This window comes from Granulosicoccus sp. 3-233, from assembly GCF_052681095.1.
Window position 1 is genome coordinate 75,769 of the sequence record NZ_JBQYLE010000012.1, and the last position, 23,419, is coordinate 99,187.

21 protein-coding genes are annotated in these 23,419 nt (G+C 59.1%); 13 read left to right on the top strand and 8 right to left on the bottom strand.

The features are described from left to right. Positions 1–96: 96 nt before the first annotated feature. A complete protein-coding gene (locus ACUNV4_RS24940; RefSeq protein ID WP_430881365.1) occupies positions 97–1,086 on the bottom strand; it encodes an extracellular solute-binding protein in 990 nt (329 codons plus the stop codon). A 285-nt stretch (positions 1,087–1,371) separates the two neighbouring features. Here ACUNV4_RS24940 and ACUNV4_RS24945 point away from each other — a divergent pair, with 285 nt between their 5' ends. After that, the gene (locus ACUNV4_RS24945) at positions 1,372–1,983 is read left to right on the top strand and encodes an HAD-IA family hydrolase (protein WP_430881366.1); all 612 of its coding nucleotides are present in this window, start codon (positions 1,372–1,374) and stop codon (positions 1,981–1,983) included. Between the two features lie 130 nt (positions 1,984–2,113). On the opposite strand, the gene gnd is transcribed toward ACUNV4_RS24945, so the two are convergent. The 4 genes from gnd to ACUNV4_RS24965 form a co-directional block, all read right to left on the bottom strand. Next, complete coding sequence (gnd, locus tag ACUNV4_RS24950; protein ID WP_430881367.1) at positions 2,114–3,562, bottom strand: decarboxylating NADP(+)-dependent phosphogluconate dehydrogenase; 1,449 nt, start codon at positions 3,560–3,562, stop codon at positions 2,114–2,116. Between the two features lie 70 nt (positions 3,563–3,632). Continuing rightward, positions 3,633–4,577: a 2-hydroxyacid dehydrogenase gene (locus ACUNV4_RS24955; protein WP_430881368.1), complete on the bottom strand. Its 945-nt coding sequence runs from the start codon at positions 4,575–4,577 to the stop codon at positions 3,633–3,635. Positions 4,578–4,658: 81 nt separating this feature from the next. Next, entirely contained in the window at positions 4,659–5,225 is a 567-nt protein-coding gene (locus ACUNV4_RS24960; RefSeq protein WP_430881369.1) for a gluconokinase, read from the bottom strand. Between the two features lie 5 nt (positions 5,226–5,230). Continuing rightward, entirely contained in the window at positions 5,231–6,319 is a 1,089-nt protein-coding gene (locus ACUNV4_RS24965) for a LacI family DNA-binding transcriptional regulator (RefSeq protein ID WP_430881370.1), read from the bottom strand. Between the two features lie 172 nt (positions 6,320–6,491). On the opposite strand from ACUNV4_RS24965, the gene ACUNV4_RS24970 reads away from it, so the two are divergent. From ACUNV4_RS24970 to ACUNV4_RS24980, 3 genes are all read left to right on the top strand, one after another. Beyond that, positions 6,492–7,403, top strand: coding sequence for an SMP-30/gluconolactonase/LRE family protein (locus ACUNV4_RS24970; RefSeq protein WP_430881371.1), 912 nt, complete (start codon positions 6,492–6,494; stop codon positions 7,401–7,403). Between the two features lie 113 nt (positions 7,404–7,516). Then, the gene (locus ACUNV4_RS24975) at positions 7,517–8,926 is read left to right on the top strand and encodes an AI-2E family transporter (RefSeq protein ID WP_430881372.1); all 1,410 of its coding nucleotides are present in this window, start codon (positions 7,517–7,519) and stop codon (positions 8,924–8,926) included. 136 nt (positions 8,927–9,062) lie between these two features. After that, entirely contained in the window at positions 9,063–9,554 is a 492-nt protein-coding gene (locus ACUNV4_RS24980; RefSeq protein WP_430881373.1) for a cupin domain-containing protein, read from the top strand. Positions 9,555–9,596: 42 nt separating this feature from the next. Here the strand turns inward: ACUNV4_RS24980 and ACUNV4_RS24985 are convergent, their stop codons facing one another. Beyond that, positions 9,597–10,508, bottom strand: a complete 912-nt coding sequence (locus ACUNV4_RS24985; RefSeq protein WP_430881374.1) for a DUF4344 domain-containing metallopeptidase — start codon at positions 10,506–10,508, stop codon at positions 9,597–9,599. Positions 10,509–10,928: 420 nt separating this feature from the next. Then, on the bottom strand, positions 10,929–11,594 hold the full coding sequence (locus ACUNV4_RS24990; protein ID WP_430881375.1) for a Crp/Fnr family transcriptional regulator: 666 nt from the start codon (positions 11,592–11,594) through the stop codon (positions 10,929–10,931). Positions 11,595–11,816: 222 nt separating this feature from the next. Here ACUNV4_RS24990 and ACUNV4_RS24995 point away from each other — a divergent pair, with 222 nt between their 5' ends. The 8 genes from ACUNV4_RS24995 to ACUNV4_RS25030 all read left to right on the top strand — a co-directional run bounded on the left by ACUNV4_RS24995 (position 11,817) and on the right by ACUNV4_RS25030 (position 20,547). Beyond that, entirely contained in the window at positions 11,817–13,415 is a 1,599-nt protein-coding gene (locus ACUNV4_RS24995; protein WP_430881376.1) for an ABC transporter substrate-binding protein, read from the top strand. Between the two features lie 165 nt (positions 13,416–13,580). Continuing rightward, entirely contained in the window at positions 13,581–14,684 is a 1,104-nt protein-coding gene (locus ACUNV4_RS25000; protein ID WP_430881377.1) for a M24 family metallopeptidase, read from the top strand. Positions 14,685–14,762: 78 nt separating this feature from the next. Beyond that, positions 14,763–15,767 (top strand): ABC transporter permease subunit, encoded by a 1,005-nt coding sequence (locus tag ACUNV4_RS25005; protein ID WP_430881378.1) that lies wholly within the window; start codon positions 14,763–14,765, stop codon positions 15,765–15,767. Then, entirely contained in the window at positions 15,764–16,696 is a 933-nt protein-coding gene (locus ACUNV4_RS25010; protein WP_430881379.1) for an ABC transporter permease subunit, read from the top strand. Before ACUNV4_RS25005 ends, ACUNV4_RS25010 begins: the two co-directional genes overlap by 4 nt. A 1-nt stretch (position 16,697) precedes the next feature. Beyond that, positions 16,698–17,681, top strand: a complete 984-nt coding sequence (locus ACUNV4_RS25015; protein WP_430881380.1) for an ABC transporter ATP-binding protein — start codon at positions 16,698–16,700, stop codon at positions 17,679–17,681. Positions 17,682–17,689: 8 nt separating this feature from the next. Further along, positions 17,690–18,664, top strand: coding sequence for an ABC transporter ATP-binding protein (locus tag ACUNV4_RS25020; protein WP_430881381.1), 975 nt, complete (start codon positions 17,690–17,692; stop codon positions 18,662–18,664). 26 nt (positions 18,665–18,690) lie between these two features. Continuing rightward, a complete protein-coding gene (locus ACUNV4_RS25025; RefSeq protein ID WP_430881382.1) occupies positions 18,691–19,746 on the top strand; it encodes a Gfo/Idh/MocA family protein in 1,056 nt (351 codons plus the stop codon). A gap of 441 nt (positions 19,747–20,187) precedes the next feature. Beyond that, the gene (locus ACUNV4_RS25030; protein ID WP_430881383.1) at positions 20,188–20,547 is read left to right on the top strand and encodes a VOC family protein; all 360 of its coding nucleotides are present in this window, start codon (positions 20,188–20,190) and stop codon (positions 20,545–20,547) included. Positions 20,548–20,629: 82 nt separating this feature from the next. Here the strand turns inward: ACUNV4_RS25030 and ACUNV4_RS25035 are convergent, their stop codons facing one another. Further along, positions 20,630–21,610, bottom strand: coding sequence for a YHYH protein (locus ACUNV4_RS25035; RefSeq protein ID WP_430881384.1), 981 nt, complete (start codon positions 21,608–21,610; stop codon positions 20,630–20,632). 411 nt (positions 21,611–22,021) lie between these two features. Between ACUNV4_RS25035 and ACUNV4_RS25040 the strand changes: the two genes are divergently transcribed. Then, positions 22,022–23,416, top strand: a complete 1,395-nt coding sequence (locus ACUNV4_RS25040) for an MATE family efflux transporter (RefSeq protein ID WP_430881385.1) — start codon at positions 22,022–22,024, stop codon at positions 23,414–23,416. Positions 23,417–23,419 lie beyond the last annotated feature (3 nt).

The window sequence follows — 23,419 nt, forward strand, 5'->3', positions numbered from 1 at the left end:
GAGGCGCGCGGCCGCCAGACATACGATCTCGGCTGCCTGTCACGCAGCATGGCATACGTCATGCTGCGTGACAGTCTCGGGATGCGTGCTCGAAGACTACTGCACCTCGAGTACCAAGTCCGACCAGAGCTTCAGCAAGCGTTCGCGGTTCTCTGCCGCCCAGACAGCGTCATACTCGATTGCCGGCACGTCGGACAAGGGCAGCAGTTCCGGCACTGAGTCGACATCGCTGCGAATCGGTCTGCGACCAACGGATGCCACCACTTCCTGAGCGGTTGCAGACGTCATGAAGTCGAGAAACTGCTTGCCACCGTCAGCGTTGGCAGCGCCCTTGAGCAGTGCCATGCCATCGGGCACGATGGAGGTGCCATCGCTGGGATAGACAATCTCCACGGGGCCGCCACCCAGCTTGTAGCGCAGCGCGGCATCTTCCAGTGTGACGCCAATGGGCAGTTCTCCATCATTGACGAACTTCGGTACCGCGCCGGAACTGTTGGACAGAATGAAGTTGGTGAGGATGCCCTTGTATATCTCCCAACCCTTTTCTTCCCCGAAGGCCTGAATCACGGTGGCCAGCTGGATATAGGATGAACCGGATTTATCGGCTCTTGCCGAGGAGATCATTTCCAGGTAGTCAGGCTTGGCCAGGTCCGCCCAGCTGGCAGGGGCCGGCTTGTCGTCGAGTTCTTCCGGATTGACGATGAACACACTGACGACGGCAGTAAATGGCAGCCAGGTGCTGGTACGCATGGCTGGATTGATCTTGTCAGCCTCGGCCGGTTCATAGGTTTCGAACAGATTCGCGTTGAAATCGAGCACTTCGCCACCGACACTCCAGATGACATCCGCACCCTTGCCTTCTCCTTCGGCCTTGATACGGTTGATGAGCTCCCCGGTGCCAGCCTTGACAATATCGACGTCAATCCCGGTCTGTTCGGTAAACAGGGGCACCAGCTCATCAACGATGGTTTGTGGTGCTGCCGTATAAACCGTGACGGGGTCGGCTGCCTGAGCAGCGTGGGTCATCATCAGGCTGCCTGCCAGTGCCAGGCTCAGTGGAGTCATTCCGAAAAACTTCTTGATCATGCTGAATCCTCGGTTGTCGGGAACACATTGTGGAGAAATCCGATCGCTCTGTGGCCTTGAGCTCGTGTCTGGTGGCAGTTGCCCGGCATGCTCGACTGGCATTGGCCCGGACGCCGCCTGCTGCTCTTCCAGCCGCAGGCCATCGCTCAAGTGTCTCAAAGATTGATTCAACTTGCCAGAATTCTGTTGTTCAAGGGGGCGTTCTGCTATCTTGCGGGATCGGCACAGGCATGACCCTGCATCGGGCAAGGCATGGCCTGTTGGAAAATCAGGAGGGGACAGGCATTGTCATCACCACACGTTGAAGCACTGTTGTTCGATATGGGCGGGGTTGTTCTGGAGGTGGACTTCGGCAAGGTCTTCCAGGCAATGGAAGGACTCAGCGCCTTGCCATTACAGGCCATTCGCCAACGTTTCTCCATGGACGAAGCCTACCGGCAGCATGAAAGAGGCTTGCTCGGTGAAGCCGCGTATCTGCAGCATCTGCGCGAACAGCTGAAACTCGACGCTGCCGATGCCGACATCGTTGCAGCCTGGAATGCCATCTTCGGCGATGAGATCACGGAGGCACTGGATGCCATTCAGGCCATCAGTCATCGTTATCCCTGTGATGGTTTCACCAATACCAATGCGACTCATCAGGTGTACTGGGACACGGTGCATCCACGTATTCGACAGACGTTCCGGCATCTGTTCGTGTCCTCCGAGATCGGCTTGCGCAAGCCTGACGCTGAGGCATTCGAATACATCTCGCGTTCCATCGGCACGCCTCTGCAGAACATACTCTTCTTCGACGATACGCCTGAAAACATCGAGGGCGCTGCTCGAGTCGGCTTGCAAACCGTCCTGGTGGAGTCTCCCCGCTCGGTCATCGATGCCGTGGATGCACTCCCCTGACAGTGATTCGTTGGCGAAGCGTGGCGCCGAGTGCTCGCATGATGGCGGGTAGAGGGGCGAGCCGGATGGTTCACGATGCGACAGGCTTCGCGAACCATCCGATTCTGCAGCGGTTCAGCTGCGGCGAGGCTCAGGCGTCGTAGGTGCTGCTTGACACCGACGAACCGCTGCCGATCCAGTCGGTGTGGTGCCAGCTGCCATCCCCATCCACTTTCTGATAGGTGTGCGCACCGAAATAATCACGTTGCGCCTGCAGCAGATTGGCTGGCAGGCGAGCACTGCGATAACCGTCATAGAATGACAGGGCCGCACTCATGGCCGGCACCGGAATACCCCGACTGACGGCTTCACCGATCACCCGGCGCCAGCTACCCTGTGTTTCGTGAATGCGGTCGCGGAAGTAGTCATCGAGCAGCAGATTGGCCAGCTCGGGGGACTTGTCGTAGGCCGCCTTGATGTCGTCGAGAAAGGCCGAACGGATGATGCAGCCACCACGCCACATCTGTGCGATGGAACCGTACTGCAAGTCCCACTGGTATTCCTCGGCGGCAGCGCGCATCAGCATGTAGCCTTGGGTATAGGAGATGATCTTGGCTGCAAACAGAGCTTCGCCCAGCGCATCCACCCATTCCGACGGGGCTCCGGTGGACTGGACGGCGGGCCCTTGCAATACGCCGGAGGCCGTGACACGTTCTTCCTTGATGGCTGACAGGGCGCGTGCGAATACCGCTTCACCGATGAGCGTCAGGGGTATGCCGAGTTCCAGCGCGTTGATGCCGGTCCATTTGCCGGTGCCCTTCTGACCAGCGCGGTCCATGATGGTGTCAACGACGTAGGTATCGCCATCCTTGAAGCCCAGGATGTCGGCAGTTATCTCGATCAGATAACTGTCCAGAGCCCCCTTGTTCCATTCGGCGAAGGTCGCTTGCATGGCCTCATTGTCCATGCCCAGGCCGTTCTGCATGAAGTCATAGGCTTCGCAGATGAGTTGCATGTCGCCGTACTCGATTCCATTGTGCACCATCTTGACGAAATGCCCCGCCCCGCCATCGCCGACCCAGTCGCAGCAGGGCTCGCCGGCATCGGTCTTGGCGGCGATGGACTGGAAGATCGGCTTCAGATGCGGCCAGGCTTCCTTGTGGCCGCCGGGCATCAGGGAGGGGCCGTGTCGGGCGCCTTCCTCACCGCCGGAGACGCCACTGCCGACAAACAGCAGACCCTTGTCCGCCAGTTCTGCCGCACGACGCTCGGAATCCTCGAAGTTCGAATTGCCACCATCGATGATGATGTCGCCCTTGTCCAGCAAGTCGACCAGCTCTTCGATGACGGCGTCGACGGCAGGGCCGGCCTTGACCATCAGCATGATCTTGCGTGGGCTGGCCAGTGAGGCAACCAGTTCTTCCAGCGTCTGCGCGCCGATGATCTGTGTGTCCTTCGCTGGCCCGTTCAGGAATTCCTGCGTCTTGGCATGGGTCCGGTTGAATGCCACGACCTTGAATCCATTATCGTTCATGTTGAGAATGAGATTCTGACCCATGACGGCCAGTCCGATGACGGCAATATCTGCTGATGCGCTCACGTACATGCTCCTGCCAACCTGTGGCCTTGAATCTGTGGAATGCTGAAGTAGGGAATGGTAACAGGCCGGCTCAGGTGACGGCTGTCAGCAAGGGCTGGCCAGCGAAATGTGCTGCCAGATTGTCCAATACCAGTTTGCCCATGGCTTCCCGTGTCTCCCGGGTACCGCTGGCATTGTGTGGCTGCAGGACGACGTTCTCCAATGAGAAGAAGGCTTCCGGGATGATCGGTTCATTGGCAAACACATCAAGGCCGGCACCAGCGATGCGTTTTTCCTGCAGGCTCGAAAGCAGTGCGGATTCATCAACCAGAGTGCCGCGAGACACGTTGATCAGATATCCGTCGGGACCCAGAGCATCGAGAACCGTGGCGTTGATCGAACCGATGGTGCCCGACGTGGCAGCGGCGGTGACGAACAGATAGTCCACTTGGCGGGCCAGCTCTTGCAGCGAGGCCACGAATGTGTAGTGTCCGGAATCGCTGCGTGGACTGCGGTTGCAGTAGCTGATGGGCATGCGGAAGCCTTCCAGTCGCTGTGCCAGCGCCTTGCCGATGCTGCCCATGCCATAGATGCCGGCACGTTTGCCCATGACGCGGCGTGACAGTGACATCGCGCCCGAAACCGGCCATTTGCCGGCGCGGGCGTACTGATCACCGACGATCAGCTTGCGCGACACGGCCAGAGCCAGCGCCATGGCCATGTCGGCCACATCATCGCTCAGGACATCCGGTGTGTTGCTGACGTTGATGCCGTGGTCGCGACAGTAGTCCAGATCGACGGCGTCGACTCCGACGCCGAAGACGGATACGATCTTCACCCGCGGCAGTTTTTTCAGAATGTCTGCCGAGACACCACTACCACCATCGGTGACCACGGCGACGCAGTCATCGGCGATATCGGCCAGCAAGGCATCCTTGTCTTCGCTCTGCCAGTAACGATGGAGCGTGTAGCTGGATTCCAGAGTGCTCACCACGGAAGGCAGCAGGGGTCCGATCAGCAGGAGAGTGTGACTCATGACGCGGGTTCCGGTGCAAGGCCCCGACAGCAAGGCGGGGACGTTCGAAAGGAGGCAGGCGCTGTATCCGCAGGTGGCGTGTCAGCGCTGCCTGGTTGCATAGCCGCCAGCCTGCAGCGCCGCAACGGCATTGCGCGAGATGCTCTGGATGTCTGCATCGATGCTGACTGTCACCACATTGTCTTCCTGACGCGGATCCTCCAGGGCAGCGAACTGGCTATCGAGCAGGGTTTCGGGCATGAAGTGTCCGGTGCGCAGATGCATGCGCGAGGCAATCAGATCGCGTGAGCCCTCGAGAAAGACATACACCACCTGTCCGGCTGTATTCAGGGTTTGCCGATAGCGCTGTTTCAGGGCCGAGCAGGCGATGACACAGATGCCATGCTGCGCGGCCTGGTTCGCCGCGTAACGGGCGACATCTTCCAGCCAGGGTTGTCGGTCCTCATCGGTCAAGGGCGTGCCGGCGGCCATCTTGTCGATATTGCTGGCGGGGTGCAGCTCATCACCATCCTTGAAGTGAGCCTGCAGATCACTGGCCAGTTGTTCTGCCACGCTGGATTTGCCGCAGCCACTGACCCCCATGACCACCACGATCAATGGGCTGCCGGGTGAGGCGTCGAGCGTTGCCGTTTCTGCTTCAGTCATCATGGGCGTCACACCTTGGGTTGGCCGGGGTCAGGGGTAGAGGAAGAATACGTCATGAGCTCACCGTCGTGCCCGGTGCTTTGTCGGTGGACCAGCTCGAACCCGAGGTTGCAGTGAGGCACGGGTGGTGGCGTCTCGCCATTGATGGTGGCCATGATAAGCTGTGCCGCCTGCTGGCCGATGCGATAACTGGGCAGGCGAACACTGGTGAGAGAGGGATGCAGGTAGGGGGCGAAGTCGAAATCGCCGAAGCCGGCTACAGCGAGTTGTTGCGGGACCACACAGTCGCGTCGACGGCACTCATGCAGCACACCCAGTGCCGTCATGTCCGACGCACAGGCCAGGGCATCCATCTCCGGAAAGCGATCCAGCAGCAGGGAGGCCCCCTTGGCACCGTCCTCGATTTCCATCGGCGCCTTGCCGATGGAAGCCTGGATGTCGCTGCGCAGACCGGCATCGCGTAGCGCGCTCAGATGTCCCTGCCGCCGCTGTTCCCCGTTCGGATCATACGGCCCCAGAGCGCCCAGAAAGCCGATGTGGACATGGCCCTGCTCGATCAGGGATCGGGCCATGGCATGCCCCACATCGAACTGAGAGAAGCCGACCACCCGATTGCGCGGTTCGTCCGGCCAGTGCCAGGTCTCGACGACGGGAATGTCGGCGCGTGCCAGCAGATCCTGTGCGGCGGGCGAATCCAGGCCCGAGATCAGCACGATGGCCTCCGGACGGCGGCCCAGCAACATGCGCAGCAGTTCCAGTTGTTGCTCGACGGAGTAGTAGCAGTCGCCGATCAGCAAGTGGTAGCCATTGTCCCGCAAGGTATCCGACAGACCATCGACGGTCCGCAGGAATCCGGCATGGCGCAGGGATGGCAACAGGACGGCCACGTGTCCACTTCGCTTGCTGGACAGGGATCCTGCGGCCAGATCGGGTACGTAGTTGAGCTCGCGTGCGGCCGACTGAACCCGCTTGCGGGTCGCCGGTGACACCATCTCGGGAGTGCGCAAGGTACGCGACACCGTCATCAGCGAGACGCCGGCCAGCGCCGCCACGTCGCGGCTGGTAATGCTTCTGGCTTTGCTCGCCTTGCGGCTCATGGGTGCTGGATGGTCCGTTGGTCAGTGCGTGTGAATGCAGGGGTGGATGCGCGGGCGGCAGCGCGAGAGCGGCTGAGGGTCGAACGGATGAAAGCCACTTTGGTCGCTAAGGAAGTATGCGATGATAGCGTTAACACCATTGATTCATCAAGGCTTGAGGAGCACTGACACCATGTACGGGGAGCTGGAAGGATGCGAACTGGAAGTCATCGATCCGTCATTTGCCGAGTGTCTGATCGGGCATGCCCGGGTCGAGCGGCTGTGGACAGGCGCCCGTTGGTCGGAAGGCCCTGCCTGGTTTGCCGCCAGCCGTTATCTTGTCTGGTCTGATATTCCCAACAATCGCATGATGCGTTTCGACGAAGCATCCGGACATGTCGCGGTTTTCCGCCAGCCCAGCCAGTTCAGCAACGGCAATACCGTGGACGCACAAGGACGTCTGGTCAGTTGCGAGCACCTGACCCGACGCGTCACGCGCACCGAACATGATGGTTCGATCCGTGTACTGGCCAGCGAATTCGAGGGTCGATCACTGAATTCGCCGAATGACGTGGTGGTCAAGTCGGACGGTTCCATCTGGTTCACCGACCCCAGCTACGGCATCATGAGTGACTATGAAGGGGAAAGCGCCGAACCCGAATTGCCCTGTCAGGTGTACCGCATCGATCCCGATGGCAGCCTGAGTGTGGTGGCGTCAGATTTCGTCAAGCCCAATGGTCTGGCCTTCTCGCCCGATGAATCCCTACTGTACATTGCCGATACCGGCGCCTCCCATGCGCCCGATGGACCGAAACACATCCGTGCCCTGCAGGTGTCCGATGATGGCAGGAGTCTGGGCGAGTCGCGGGTGCTGGCCGAGTGTACGGCGGGTCTGTTCGACGGGTTTCGGGTCGACCTGGGTGGCCGCATCTGGACCAGTGCCGCCGATGGCGTGCATTGCCTGAACGCCGCAGGTCAGCTGATCGGCAAGATCCGCATCCCGGAGCTGGTGGCCAACGTCACCTTCGGTGGCCCCCGGCGCAATCGTCTGTTCATCTGCGGAACCAGCTCGCTCTACTCCCTGTACCTGGCAATCAACGGCTGATATCGGCGTCGCCGGCCACAGCCCGAGCTGTTCGGGATAGCTTGATGCAATGACACGCTGAGTGTCCACCGCTCACCCTATAATGGCCTCACCCCCGAGTCAGTGAACGTCTCATGCAACAACGCCTCGTCAATCGCGGTGTCCTGATCCTGCTGCTGATTGGTATCACGCTGCTGTTTCTGGCACTGATCAAACCCTTTCTGCAGGCCGTGTTCATCGCCGCCCTGTTTGCCGCCCTGTTCTCGCCGCTGTACCACAAGATTCTCTCGGTCATTGGCGAGCGTCCCGGGCTGGCTTCTGCACTGACCCTGCTGACCATCATCTTGTTCGTCATGGTGCCTCTGAGCCTGCTGCTGGGTACCGTGACTTCGCAGGCGCTGGATATCGCGGAAACGGCCGTGCCCTGGGTACGTCAGCAGCTCGCTACCCCCGGTCTGATCACCGAAACGCTGGAAGGTCTGCCGTTCTACGAGCACATCGAGCCCTATCGCGAGCAGGCTCTGAGTCGCCTGGGAGATCTGGCCGGACTGGTCAGTGGCTGGATGGTGAATGCGTTGCAATCCATCACCTTCGGCACATTCAACGTTCTGTTGAGTGTCATGATCGTTCTGTACACCCTGTTCTTCTTCCTGATCGATGGCGACCGCCTGCTGTTCTACATGCTGTACTACCTCCCGCTGAATGACGAGGACGAGACCAAGCTGCTGCAGCGGTTCACGTCGGTAACACGGGCGACGCTCAAGGGAACGGCGGTCATCGGATTCCTGCAGGGAGCGCTGGCCGGTCTGGCCCTGTATTTCGCCGGAATCCCCAGTTCCCTGTTCTGGGCTGTGGCCATGATGGTGTTGTCGGTCGTGCCGGGTGTGGGTACCGCCCTGATCTGGATACCGGCCGTCATCTATCTGATAGTGGGGGGCAATCTGGTTGAAGCGGTTGCCGTGAGTGTGTTCTGCATTGTGGTGGTGGGGACTGTGGATAATCTGCTGCGACCCAAGCTGGTAGGCAACGATACGCAACTGCATGAATTGCTGATCTTCTTCAGTACCCTGGGTGGATTGCTGATGTTCGGCTTCATGGGCTTCGTCATCGGGCCGATCATCGCCGCTTTGTTCGTCACCCTGTGGGAGCTGTACGGGCATGAATTCAAGGACTGGCTGCCGACGACGGCTTTCCGACCGCGTCGCGGCGCCATCGAGTTTCCGCATGAGACGCTGGAACGCATGGGGGGGCAGAAGCCCCGTCAGCAGGAAGCGGCAGCAGAGGCCGAGCTGGCTGCAGACGAGGGTACCGACAGGGGGGCGGCAGTGCAGCGCAATGCGGTTTCACTGACTGGCGAGCCCTTGACCATCGATCTGTCGGATGACGGACACGCCGCAGAGCCTGTGGATAAGTCGGTGGATAAGCATTCGGCAACGCCTGCGGAACCATCGGCAACACCGATGGCAGAGCCGCTTGCGGAATCGCGCACGGATCCGCCTGTTGCCAGCAGTCGGCGACGTCGGCGTCGGCGGCGGCGTTCCTGAGCGGGCGGGATCGCAACTCGGGCTGCTGTCCTGACTGACGGCCGCCCATGTCGCGCTTGCAGCGTTGTCAGTATCGCTGTAACGTCATCGAGCGGGGTTGCCTGCCGGCACCCGCCTTGAACCGCAGGATACACGCATGAGCGATCAACGCTATCTGGTAACTGCCGACGACATCAGTCAGATGCCGGGAGTGGACAAGCAGCATTTTCTGAACGCCAATGCACGGCGGAACAACAAGTCCCTGGGCGATCTGACCGGATTGACCGGCTTCGGGGTGCATCTGATCGACGTGCCTCCCGGTTGTGAGAGCACGGAGCATCATGTGCATCATCACGAAGATGAATGTGTCTATGTGCTGTCGGGGGAAGCCACCGCCTGTATCGGCGATGAGCAATTTCCCATCAGTGCCGGTGACTTCATTGGCTACCGCAAGGGCGGGCTGCCCCATAGCCTCAGAAATACCGGCAGCGAACCCCTGATCTGCCTGGTCGTGGGAGAGCGCCTGGCTCACGATACAGGCGACTACCCGAAACTCGGAAAACGCCTCTATCGCAGCGCAGCTCTGCCATGGAATCTGGTGGAGCATGAGGCCATCGTCGTACCGGAATCATCGGCTGGTGCCAAGTAGCGGCATTGCTCAGGCCTCGGCATTGTCCGCCATCGGATTTGTCTACCGGTCTCTGCTGCCCAGCATTTCGACCATGTAGTCGTCCATGCCTGCAAATTCCGCCGCCAGTGCGGCTTCGCTGGTTTTCAGTGCGCTCTTGGGCGGTACTTCGTCCAGAAACGGAATCAGCTGGGTCACAAACTCGTGCTGGTTGGCGTATTCACCGACGCAGTCCCTGCCTTCATTGTTGAACAAGTCCGTGGCGCTGGGAAAGGCGGCGGCCACGAGAGAGCTGCTGCCGATGGTCCAGCAGAGAATATCGCCGGCTCTGTCTGCTCCACCGATGTGTTCGTCGCCAAAGCTGGCATTGGTGTCGATGAGGAAGAACAGTCCCCCGTATATGCCCGCTTGAGGTTGGCCGGTCTGCACGGACAGCACCACGGAAATGGCGTCGGCGACCGATTCGAAATTGCCACCGATACCCAGCTCCCGAAGGTCATCCATGGCATGACCCATTTCGTGATACAGCACGAAATTCATCATCGCGAAGGCCCGGTTGAAGGCGATAGCCTGCCGGCTTTCCTCATCGAGCGTTTCTTCGTCCTGCTGCAGGTAGTAGTTGTAACCCAGATTGGTCAGCTCATGGCAGAGTGTGATCGAGCGGTCCAGCAGTGAATAGAAGGCGTTGGCTTCCTCGCACGCTGTGTAGCTGACCGGAATGGTTGTATTGTTGAAGAAATTCTGGATACGATTGAGAGTCTCGACGGAGTTGCCGAGGTCCTCTTCGACAAAGGCGATGAAGTCCTCAGAAGTCTGACTGGCGAAGTCACTGTCCACCGCAAACGAGAAATTGGGGACGGGGTCATCAGCGAGAAAATTCGATTCGCCACCACTGCCACCGCCACCACAGGCGGCTAGACCGCTCAGGGGAATCGACAAAGCAAGAATGCGGGAGAGCTTGTTCTTCGTGAGCATGGCTGCGTGGGTTCTCTGCGTGCTGCGGGAGCATGATAGGTGCGGCAATCAAGCCAGAGTAGTATTGTCGTGCTCTGGAAGCGGGACCGCTTGCCGGGGGATATGATCAATGACAGACTGCTTTTGGCGCCTGTCCGAACAGATCTTGACGACATCCTGTCGAAAAGGTTCATGAGAAGCCGTGATTCACGGCGCATCATTATAGAACGTCAGGGGCTACAGGTTTGCCTGTTCTTTTGGCTGGCCGTTGCCGGACTTCGCAACTCCGCGAACCGATGAGCGGATTGCTACCGGTTTTCAAGTGGGTGGCGATTACCGGTCGAGCGATGTCCGTCCGATGAGTTCAGGGCTGGCAGGGCCAGGCTACAAGGCCAGGTCCGTGATGGCACGCTGGCCCTTGCCGGACCCGCTGTGCAGAAGCTACCAGTTGCGAGGCAGTTTCTTCATCAGGTGAATGCAGCCGTCGCGCAGCTCGATATAGTCGCCCTTGACCAGTTCCGCCATCACCTTGCCGACCATTTCCCGAGATGCGCCGATCATGTTGCCCAGCTCCTGGTGTGAGTACTTGCGAGGCATGACGGGAGGCATTCCTTCGCGCTCGATACACAGTTCCTGCAGCTTGTCGGCCAGTCGGCGATAGACATTGTCCAGTGCCAGGCTGCGGCTGCCTTCGGTGGCGTCGCGCAGTCGCTGCGTCAGTGAGCGAATGATGTTGATGGCCATTTCCGGGCTGGCACGCAGACAATCCAGAAAGGCCTGCTTGCCGATCATCAGTGCCGTGGTGGCTTCGAGCGTGCTGACAGAGGCCGAACGAGGTTCGTCATCGAGCAGTGAGATATCCCCGATGACGGCGCCGGGGCCCTGTTGGTAGAGGACCAGTTCACGGCCTTCCTCGTCACTGACGAACACCTTGACCGAACCGCTTCTGATCACATACATGGATTCACCGGCATCGCCTTCGGTCATCATGATGGCGTGCTTTCTGAAACTGAGCTCGCGCGCCTGTGCGGCAAGATCGGACAGCTGCTCCTCGGTGAGGTGCTCGAACAGGTCGACGTGTCGGAGCAATTCGATGTTGCTTGTCATGAGTGGATCTGGCTCTGTCAGCGGATGCTCTTCTACATTCTAGCAACCCTGGGAAGGGTGATACGGGTCTCGGCGGATTTGTCGTGTCTCAGGCACGGGTTTATGTCTGAATCATCATGCTGAGGTACACTGATCGGGATCTCACCGTCGTACACGAGTGAGCGCTGGCAAGGACAGCTGCCTTGCCGTTGAACTCTTCATCATTGATAGGTAGAACTGATAATGGCAATTAACAAGCTCGGATTGATGGGACTAGGCCTGCTCGGCCTGAGTCTCAGCACCCAGGCCCTGAGTCAGGACACGCTGGTGTACTGCTCCGAAGGGTCTCCGGAAGGTTTTGACCCGGCTCTGTACACGGCCGGTACGACATTCGATGCGTCTTCGCGCCAGATCTACAACAAGCTGGTGGAATTCGAACGCGGCACGACCAATACGGTTCCCGCTCTGGCAGAAAGCTACGAGGTGTCCGAAGACGGTCTCACCTATACGTTCAAGCTGCGCCCCGGTGTGAAATTCCACTCCACGGAATATTTCACCCCCACGCGTGACATGAACGCCAACGACGTGGTGTTCTCCTTCGAGCGCCAGCGTCTGGCCGACAACCCCTACAATCAGGTTTCCGGCGGTACCTGGGAATACTTCAACGGCATGTCCATGCCGGATCTCATCGAGTCCATCGAAGCCGTTGACGACCTGACGGTCAAGTTCTCCCTGACGCGTCCGGAAGCTCCCATGATCGCCAATCTGGCCATGGATTTCGCCTCCATCCTGTCCGAGGAATATGCGGCATCCCTGCTGGAAGCCGGAACCCCGGAACTGCTGAACCAGCAGCCGATCGGCACCGGTCCGTTCAAGTTCGTCGGTTACCAGAAGGATGCCGTCATCCGCTATCAGGCATTTGACGAGTACTGGGCTGGCAAGGCCGACATCGACAATCTGGTCTTCGCCATCACGCCGGATGCCTCGGTTCGATACCAGAAAGTGAAGGCCGGCGAGTGCCATGTCATGCCTTACCCGAACCCTGCCGATCTGGAAGCCATGGCCAGCGATGACAGCATCACGCTGATGGAACAGGAAGGTCTGAATGTGGGTTATCTGGCCTACAACACCCAGGTTGCACCGTTTGACAATGTCAACGTACGCAAGGCCCTGAACATGGCCATCAACAAGCAAGCCATTCTCGATGTGGTCTTCCAGGGATCGGGCAAGATTGCCAAGAACCCCATTCCACCAACCATCTGGTCCTATAACGAGGCCACGGTAGACGATCCCTACGATCCCGAAAAGGCGAAGGAAATGCTGGCGGCCGAAGGCGTGGAAGACCTGAAGATGGAAATCTGGGCCATGCCGGTGCAGCGCCCCTACAACCCGAACGCACGACGGATGGCCGAGGTGATGCAGGAAGACCTTGCCAAGGTTGGTGTCGACGTCGAAATCGTCTCCTACGAGTGGGGTGAATACCTGAAGCTGTCCAAGGAACTGGATCGAAAGGGGGCTGTCCTGCTGGGTTGGACAGGGGACAATGGTGACCCTGACAACTTCCTGGCGGTTCTGCTCGGTTGCGATGCGGTCGGCAACGCCAACCGTGCCCAATGGTGCTACAAGCCTTTCGATGATCTGCTGCAGCAGGCCAAGGTCACCTCTGACCAGGCCGAACGCACACGTCTGTATGAAGAAGCCCAGATCATCTTCAAGGAACAGGCACCCTGGGATACCATTGCTCACTCGGTCGTATACAAGCCCGTGCGCAATGAAGTCCAGGACTTCAAGATCGACCCCTTTGGTGGTCACATCTTCTACGGTGTTTCTCTGGCCAACTAGTTTCGCCTGAGTGGTACGGGGAGACGGCCGCATCTGCGGCCGTTTCTCGTTGGTGGCAAGGTGCAGCTTGCCGCCGTTCCAGCTGTCGAGGCAGCTTTCCTGCCCGACCCATGACCGGACTTGCCACAGGGCTGTATCTTGTGCAATTCCAAGGACTGAAGGATCATGAACTCCATGACAGATCGATACGAACCATTCCGCGCCGTCGCTCAGAAGGCATCACTGGATGCCATTGCGCTGGTTCCCGGTGCCAACTTCTCGCGATTGTTCGGCAAGGAGTTTCACCAGAACGAGCGACCGCTGGTCATCATCATTCCGGCCATGGGCATGCCGGCTGCCGTGGTCCCGAATCTGGAGCTGGCCTCCTTCGAACAGATCGGCTTCGAAGGTGAGGTGTTCGACTGGCGCGATCAGGATGGTTACCAGCCAGCCTTCGAAAAGCTGCTGCAACACCTGCCGCTGGGCTCCGTGGGGGTGGAAGGTCAGGTCATGCGCGTCTTTGTCGATCAGGCTCTGCGCAAGGCAGCGCCCGGTCTGTCCGTGCATGACGCCCAGAAATGCATTGCGGCCTTGCGTCTGTGCAAGAGCGCAGAGGAAATCGAGATTCTGCGCCGGGCGATTGCCATCTCCGAACGAGCACTGGCAAACACGCTGGATGCGGTCAAGGTCGGCATGACGGAACGTGCGATCGAGAACATTCTGGTGCAGAATCTGTTCGGTGAAGGAGCCGAGGACTTTTCCTTTTCACCGATCGTGGCCGCCGCGGAGAATTCGGCTCGTCCGCATGCCCATTCGCGTGACGACTATGCCATCAAGCCCGGTGATTCGCTGCTGATCGATTTCGGAGCGCGTGCCGGCGGCTTGTGTGCCGATATCACTCGTACCTTCTTCGTACAGCATTGCAGTGATGCACGCGCGGAGGTCTATCAGACCGTACTGGCTGCCAATCTGGCAGGCCATGCCGCAACCCGCCCGGGCGCCACCGCGCACGATGTGGACGACGCCACCACCCGCGTGCTGGAAGAGTCTGCCTTTGCCGACAGGATCCGTCACAAGACGGGTCACGGGCTCGGGCGTGACATTCACGAGGATCCCTATATCATGCGTGGTAACCGGCAATCGCTGGAAGCCGGTATGGTGTTCACGATAGAACCGGGCCTGTACGACCTTGCCGATATCGGTGTGCGGATCGAAGACGATGTGCTCGTGACCGATGACGGGGCGGAGTCGCTGACCAGCTTCGACAAGTCCCTGACACTGGTTGGCTAGGCCGTGCAGGATACCCGTCTCATCGACATGTCCCGGACCGCCAGCCGGCAGTCCACGTGCTTCAGGCAGAATTGAGCCATGCTGAATTTCATCTTGCGGCGACTGGGCACTTTCATACCGACCTTCATCGGTGTGTCCATCGTCTCCTTTCTGTTCATTCGCCTGCTGCCCGGTGATCCGATCCTGCTGATGGCAGGTGAACGTGGCATGACCGATGAGCGCTACGCGCAGCTCATGACGCAGTTCGGGTTCGACCAGCCACTGATCAGCCAGTACTGGGACTACCTGAAGGGCATACTGCAGGGTGACCTGGGGACCTCGTTCAAGACCAAACGACCGGTGTGGGATGAATTCTTCGCCCTGTTTCCGGCCACACTGGAGCTGTCGCTGTGTGCCATCGTCTTTGCGGTGGTACTGGGACTTCCGGCGGGCATCATCGCTGCCGTGAAACGCGGCAAGTGGCCGGATCAGGCGCTGATGTCCACCGCGCTGGTGGGCTATTCCATGCCGATATTCTGGTGGGCGTTGCTGCTGATCATCCTGTTTTCCGGCATGCTGGGGTGGACCCCGGTGTCGGGGCGAATTTCCCTGATGTACTTCTTTCCTACCGACACCGGATTCATGCTGATCGACAGCCTGCGTTCGGGACAGGACGGTGCGTTCGCCTCGGCGGTTCAGCATCTGATCCTGCCAACGATCGTGCTGGGCACGATTCCCCTGGCGGTCATCGCCAGACAGACGCGCTCGGCCATGCTGGAAGTGCTCAGTGAGGATTATGTGCGCACGGCACGTGCCAAGGGGCTGGGGCCCCTGCGTGTCAACGGGCTGCATGCCTTGCGCAATGCCCTGATACCGGTCATCACGGTCATCGGGCTGTCGGTGGGTACGCTGATGGCCGGTGCCATCCTGACGGAAACCATCTTCTCCTGGCCGGGAATCGGCAAGTGGATGGTGGAAGGTATCAACAGTCGCGACTATACCGCTGTGCAGGGTGGCCTGCTGATGATTGCGGTGATTGTCATGGTCGTCAATCTGGTCGTGGACATTCTCTATGGCCTCATCAATCCGAAGATCCGCAAATGACGGCCAGTGACAACAGCAACGTCGTGACCGCCAGCGCTGCCGAAGGGCAGGGCGGTGTCATGGCCAGACCGGGGCGCTTCAGGGAGTTCTGGAGCTATTTCAGTGAAAATACCGGGGCAGTGGTGGGTCTGGTGGTCTTTCTGGCCTTCATCCTCATTGCGGCCTTCGCCGATGTACTGGCTCCGCACTCACCCACGGAGCAGTTTCGTCAGGCTCTGCTGCAACCGCCCGCCTGGCAGGAAGGAGGCACCTCCGAATTCCTGCTGGGAACGGACGCCATCGGGCGTGACCTGTTGTCACGGCTCATTCACGGTGCACGGTATTCGTTTTTCATCGGGGTGATCGTCGTCCTGATAGCGGCCGGTTCCGGGGTGTTCATCGGTCTGGTGGCCGGTTTTGCCCGAGGCTGGGTCGATACCCTGATCATGCGTCTGATGGACATTCTGCTGGCGTTTCCCAGTCTGTTGCTGGCCCTGGTCATGGTTGCCATACTCGGTCCCTCCCTGATCAACGCGATGATTGCCATCGCGATCGTGCTGCAGCCACATTACGTCAGACTCACGCGAGCTGCGGTGCTGCAGGAATTGCCCAAGGACTATGTCACCAGTGCTCGCGTGGTCGGTGCCAGTCGCATGCGTCTGATGTTCGTGACCGTGCTGCCCAACTGTCTGGCACCGATCATCGTGCAGGCAGCCTTGTCGTTTTCCACTGCCATCCTGGATGCGGCCGCGCTGGGTTTTCTGGGCTTGGGGGCGCAGCCGCCGACGCCGGAATGGGGAACCATGCTGGCCGATTCACGCGAATTCGTGTTGCGTGCCTGGTGGGTCGTGACCTTTCCGGGGCTCGCCATTCTGATCAATGTGCTGGCCATCAACCTGATGGGCGACGGGCTGCGTGATGCCCTGGACCCCAAGCTGAAGCGGAGTTAAGGTGCCTTTACTCGACGTACGTAATCTGTCAGTGGATTTCAAGACGGCCAACGGCCAGTTTCGGGCGGTTGATGGTGTCGACGTGCAGGTGGATGTGGGTGATGTGCTGGCCATCGTCGGTGAATCCGGCAGTGGCAAATCGGTGTCCATGCTGGCCTTGATGGGGCTGCTGCCCTGGACCGCCACCATCAGCTCCGACTCGATGATGTTCGATGGTGTGGACCTGTCTCGTGCCGATGATCGCACCCGGCGCTCCATCATCGGCAAGGATGTGGCGATGATCTTTCAGGAGCCCATGTCCAGTCTCAATCCGTGTTTCACCGTGGGTTTCCAGTTGCGAGAAGCGCTCAAGGCGCATCTGCCGCTGTCGCGTCGGGAGCGCCAGAAGCGTGCTGTCGAGTTGCTGGAACAGGTCGGATTGCCGGAACCGGAGCGACGCCTGCGTGCCTTTCCCCATCAGCTGTCGGGCGGTATGTGTCAGCGGGTGATGATCGCCATGGCCATTGCCTGCAAGCCCAAATTGCTGATTGCCGATGAACCGACGACTGCCCTGGATGTCACCATTCAGGCGCAGATTCTGGAACTGCTTCTCGACTTGCAGAAGGATACCGGCATGGCGCTGGTGCTCATCACGCACGACATGGGGGTGGTGGCCGAGACTGCACAACGTGTCAGTGTGCAGTACGCGGGCCAGAAAGTGGAGGAACAGGCAGTGCGTGATCTGTTTGCCGAACCGCACCATCCTTACACCGATGCCTTGCTGGCGGCACTGCCGGAAAGAGCCACGACCCGACGTCTGCCGAGTATTCCCGGTGTGGTGCCGGGGCAGTTCGATCGTCCGGCAGGTTGCCTGTTCTCTCCTCGCTGTCAGTACGCTGACGATCACTGCCGCCAGGTCAGACCGGGTACTGCACCTGTCGAACTGGGACGGGCAAGATGTCATTATCCGCTGATCAAGGGCGTGCCCCAGCGAGCTGCCTCGTGAGCCAGACCATGGACAACACTCTGATCGAAGCCCGGGCGCTCAGCCGTCACTATGAGGTGTCCAACGGCTTCTTTGGTGGTACGGCGACCGTCAAGGCGCTGAGCAATGCCTCCTTCAGCCTGCAGGCTGGACGCACCCTGGCGGTGGTGGGTGAGTCAGGCTGCGGGAAGTCGACGCTGGCACGTGTAGTGACCATGATCGAACAGCCTTCCTCGGGAGAACTGACGCTCGACGGTCATCACATTCGCAGTGACGAACCACTGACCGACGCACAACAGGCTGCGCTGCGTGCATCGGTGCAGATTGTCTTTCAGGACCCCTTCGGCTCCCTGAACCCGCGGCAGACCATCGGACGCATTCTGGAAGAGCCGGTGCTGATCAATCGGCCGGATGTCTCCAGAGCTCAGCGTGAGCAGCAGGCGCGGGAGATGCTGGCGATGGTCGGCTTGCGCCCGGAGCACTACGATCGCTATCCGCACATGTTCTCCGGTGGTCAGCGGCAGCGCATTGCCGTGGCACGCGCACTGATGCTGGATCCGCGCATTCTGGTGCTCGATGAACCGGTATCGGCTCTGGATCTGTCCATACAGTCGCAGATCCTCAATCTGCTGGTGGAACTGCAGGAGCGTCTGAATCTGGCCTATCTGTTCATTTCCCATGATCTGTCGGTGGTTCGACACATGGCCGATGAAGTCATGGTGATGTACCTGGGGCGTGTGGTGGAGAAAGGGCTTGCCAGTGATGTGTTCGATGCGCCGCGCCATCCGTACACGCGAGCATTGCTGTCGGCCACGCCGGTGGCGGATCCGACACGAGAGCAGACTCGCATTCGCCTGGAGGGTGAACTGCCGTCACCGCTGAAACCGCCCAAGGGCTGTGCCTTCAATCCACGATGCTGGAAGGCCGAGGAACGCTGTCGGCAGTCAGCCCCCGAACTGGATGAACAGGAAGCCCATCCGGTGGCGTGTTATTTTCCCTTGTAATGCCATGAGATGAACAGGACAGCTTGATGCGGCCATTGAAGATTCTGATTGCAGGTCTCGGCAACATGGGGCGCAGTCATGCCCTTGCCTGTCATGCGCATCCGGGATTCGAGATCATCGGATTGGTCAATCGTTCGACACCGGACAATCTGCCAGCAGAACTGGCGGATTATCCGATGTACAGCGATTTTCATCAGGCGCTCGACTCTCTGGAATGCGATGTGGTGTCGATCAATACCTACACGGACTCGCACGCCGCCTTTGCCATTGCGGCGTTGGAAAGGGGGCGACATGTCTTTCTCGAAAAACCCATGGCAACGACGGTTGCCGATGCCGAGCGAGTGGTCGCGGCAGCTCGAAAACACGATCGCAAGCTGGTGGTGGGCTATATCCTGCGGCACCACCCGTCATGGACGCGACTGATTCAGGAAGCCCGTGATCTGGGTGGACCCTATGTGTTCCGACTCAATCTCAATCAGCAGTCTTCGGGGGCTACCTGGCAGACTCATCTGCAACTGATGCAATCCACCTCGCCATTGGTGGATTGCGGTGTTCACTATGTCGATGTCATGTGCCAGATAACCGATGCCATGCCAGTGCAGGTAACCGGCATGGGGGTACGTCTGAGTGAGGATGTCAGCAGTGACATGTACAACTACGGACACTTCCAGGTGCGCTTCGATGATGGCTCGGTGGGTTGGTATGAAGCGGGTTGGGGACCGATGATTTCCGAGAGCGCCTTCTTCGTGAAGGACATCATTTCCCCCCGGGGGGCAGTGTCCATCGTGATGGATGATAATGTTCGCTCGGACGATATCGATGCCCATACCCGCACTTCGCGCATTCGCCTGCACCGGGCGGCGCTGGATGAGGCGGGTCATTTTTCCACACCGGATGTGCTGCTCGACATGCAGGACGAGCCCGGTCACCAGGCTCTGTGTGATCGTGAGCAGGCGTATCTGTACGATGCCATATGCAACAATACAGATCTGACCCGGCACTGGCGCGATGCCGTGCAATCGTTACGCGTCTGCATTGCAGCGGACGAGAGTGTCAGAAGTGGCAAGTCGGTGGATCTGTAGACCGAAGGGCAATGCCAGCGTCATTGACAGCGGTGTGTTGGTCGGTTCGGGAGAGTCAGTGCGGGCAGTTGCTCACGCAATGGTTCAGGCAGCTGTACAAGAAGCAGGAAAGGTAGTGTTGCAAGCGGTACAAGCGGTACAAGCAGTACAAGCAGTACAAGCAGTACAAGCAGTACAAGCGGTACAAGCGGTAAAAGCGGTGCAAGCGGTGCAAGCGGTGCAAGCGGTGCAAGCGGTGCAAGCGGTACAAGCGGTACAAGCGGTACAAGCGGTACAAGCGGTACAAGCGGTACAAGCGGTACAAGCGGTACAAGCGGTACACGCAGTACACGCAGTACACGCAGTACACGCAGTACACGCAGTACACGCAGTACAAGCAGTACAAGCAGTACAAGCAGTACAAGCAGCAATACAAACAGCTGTACTAGCCGGAGGCAAACGATGTCCACTGATCTGAAAATCGATTACATCGAACTACCCGCAGGTGATTTCGATGCGGTGCAGGCGTTTTACGAAAAAGTGTTCGGCTGGAGCTTCGAGGATTACGGCGAACAGTATCGTGCGTTCTCTGACGGCAAACTGGACGGAGGTTTCTACCGTTCCGACAAGGTGTCAACCAGCGAACAGGGTGCAGCGCTGGTGATCTTCTACGCCAGTGACCTGGAGGCGACAGAGCAATCCGTGATTGCCGCCGGTGGTCGCATCAACAAGGCCATATTCGAGTTCCCCGGTGGGCGCCGCTTCCATTTCGTTGATCCTCACGGTAACGAAATGGCGGCCTGGACCAAAACCGGGGCCTGATCAGGGCGGCTTGTGCCGCACCGCAAGGCTGTGCACCAGTGCTGGTGAAAAACCTTGTCCGTCATCGCGTGCGAGCAATTGTTCATCGGCAATACACGCCAGTCTTTACGACGCCGTTGTTGGTGACCGTCCTTGTCTCCAGTTCGTAGCAAGCCGGCGAGTCGGAAGGCTTGTAGCGAATGTAGTAGGCCTCCCCCTGATAGGAATAATCCAGACTGCGGGAACCTGAATCGAATTGCGTGAATACAAGGTCGTCTACCCCTCCGGCAGGTGGACGTCCGGCTTGCATGGGTTCGCTGCCTTCTGCAGGTCTCAGCGGTGCGATACGTGGCAGGCGGTCGAAATCAGGCACGTTTCCCATCAGGCATTGAATGATGTACGGCGCCTCGTCCGAGGTGTGATAGCGATAGCCAAAGGTCTCATCGGTCTGCCCATTGCAGACATCCAGCGCCTGCTCGTCCATCTTTGTGCCATCGGGGTTGTTGTTCCCGAAGAGCGGAAAGCCGTCGAATGCCCAGCCGATGATGGCAGCATCACCGGCGTTTTCCATGGCCTCCATCATGCAGCCGGGGGCCATGTGATAGTGGTAATCGTCACCGCGTCCTGCATGCCCACCGCAGGCATCGAGCTGCTCCGTCAGCAGGGTATCGTGTTGCGTCTGGTGGTGATGAAGATCCTGCTCGCTCATCTCACCGCCTCCGGTATAGTCGAATATTGGCACGCCGTTGACGGCGATAGCCAGTGCTGCATCACGTGTCTTCGGGGTTGAGCCTGGTGTCGCCTGCAGAGGAACGGGGGCCGAATAGCCGACCGCCGGAATGGGTACTTGTTCGTTGGATCCGACAATACCTGTCATCAGTTCATGATCGGGATAGCTGGAAGAGCTCAGATAGGCGAATCCGTTTTCGCAGCTGACGCTGACCTGATCGGCAAATCCGGCTTGTTCCACGGAGTCCTTTATCAGAGCGCAGTGGTCGGCTATCCCCTGTGGAGTCGGGTCTGTTTCATGTGCTTGCGAATGGCCGACATGCAGCATCAAACCGAGCAGTGCACAGCGAAGCATCGCACCTTGCATTGATTTCGTGGGAGCGGTCATTGTTGAAGGCAGACACTGTCGTGGTCAGGTTGAATGGTCAGTCGCACGGCCAACTCAAGCGGCTTGGAGGCCTGTCATCGGGCGAACAGCTGCACTGCCGGTGAATCCTACCGGCATGCTCGTTTTGCGATGTATGTTCAGGTTTCACTCATGTATCAACTTGTTGCGGAATTCCTCTCATTGACCGGTAGCCGTCATATCGATCGGGAAACCGGCGAGCAATGGTCCGAATGCGGCGAACGCCGCCATTGACAGTCAGCATGCTCATATCTGATATACATGAAGTATAATCAGATATTGCAGCGTGAATGGTGTCGGCTGTCGACAGCGGTCATGGAGTCTGCATCACCTCTCTGGAACGACCGATAGTGATCCACAATGGCTGAGAAGGCCTGTTGCACCAGTCCCCGGGATTCTGCGCCCGAGTTGGCCGTGCCCACATTGCGTACCGTGGGGGCGCTTGCCTGGCCGCTTGCACTCAATGCCCTGCTGTTGCAGGCAGTTCTGATCGTGGATACCGTACTGATAACGCCCTTGGGTGAGCAATCGCTGGCGGCGATGGGTCTGGCGGCGAGTCTGGCGAGCCTGGTCATCGGGTCGCTGTTCGCCTTTTCCAATGGTACCCAGTTGATTGTGGCGCAAGCGGTTGGCGCCAGGCGGAATAACGCCATCAGATCGGGCTTTCGGGCAGGGTTGCTCATCAATCTGCTGGTTGCCGGAGTCGGCATCGCGCTGATTCAGTTCGCCGCGGGGGATCTACTGCAGAGACTGGCGGAAACACCCTCTATTGCAGAGCAGGCAATGCGCTATCTGTCGATCTTCTGCCTGGTATTCGTGGGTGTCGCCGTTTCCCAGAACATCACGGTTTTCTTCAACGCCAGCGGCAACAGTCGCATTCCGTTCTACAGCAATCTGATCGAACTGCCGGTGAATGCCTTGCTGAGCTTTCTGCTGATTCATGGTCATGCCGGCCTGCCTGCCATGGGGCTGGCGGGGGCGGCCATGGGTACACTGGCTGCTGTATCGCTTCGCTCGATCTTCCTGCTGTGGTGTCTGTATTCAGGGCCGTTTGCAGTGACTCTGAAGCGTGGAAGCCCATCGGGCGGTGCGCTGCAGGATGTGCGCAGGCACTTTGTGCAGGCCTGGCCCATAGCCGGCTCGTTCATCAGCATGACACTGTCCCTGAGTGTCTGCATGCTGTTCTACTCTCGACTGGGCGTGAATCAATTCGCGGCACTGACGTTGATCTTTCCCTGGGTTCGGGTCGGTGGACAGATCGTGACCTCCTGGGCGCAGGCGACGGGCATACTGGTGGGGCAGATTCTGGGGGGTGGTCGGCTGGATATGCTGGATGACTTTGTCGCTCGTGCCTGGCGTTTCTCCTTTTGCCTGGGCCTGCTGGTGGCGCTCAGCTTCGTCCTCATGTGTTACTCGTTCGAATGGCTGTATCCGGGTCTGCAGCCCGAGACGCTGGGCTATCTGTGGCAGTTTCTGCCGCTGTTGATATTGCTGCCTCTGTTGCGCACGTCAAACACACTGTGTGGCAATCTGCTGCGGGCCGGTGGCGATGCCGCCAGTTCGATGAAGATTCACATGGGATCGCAGTGGCTGGTGACGGTCCCACTGACGGTGTTGTCAGTGGTCTATCTGGACCTGTCGGTATTCTGGATCTATTCGATCATCCTGCTCGAAGAGGTGGTCAAGGCCTTTCCGTTTCATCAGCGAGTATACGGTGGCCACTGGAAAAGGCAGTTGCATGATGTGAGTGCCTGACAA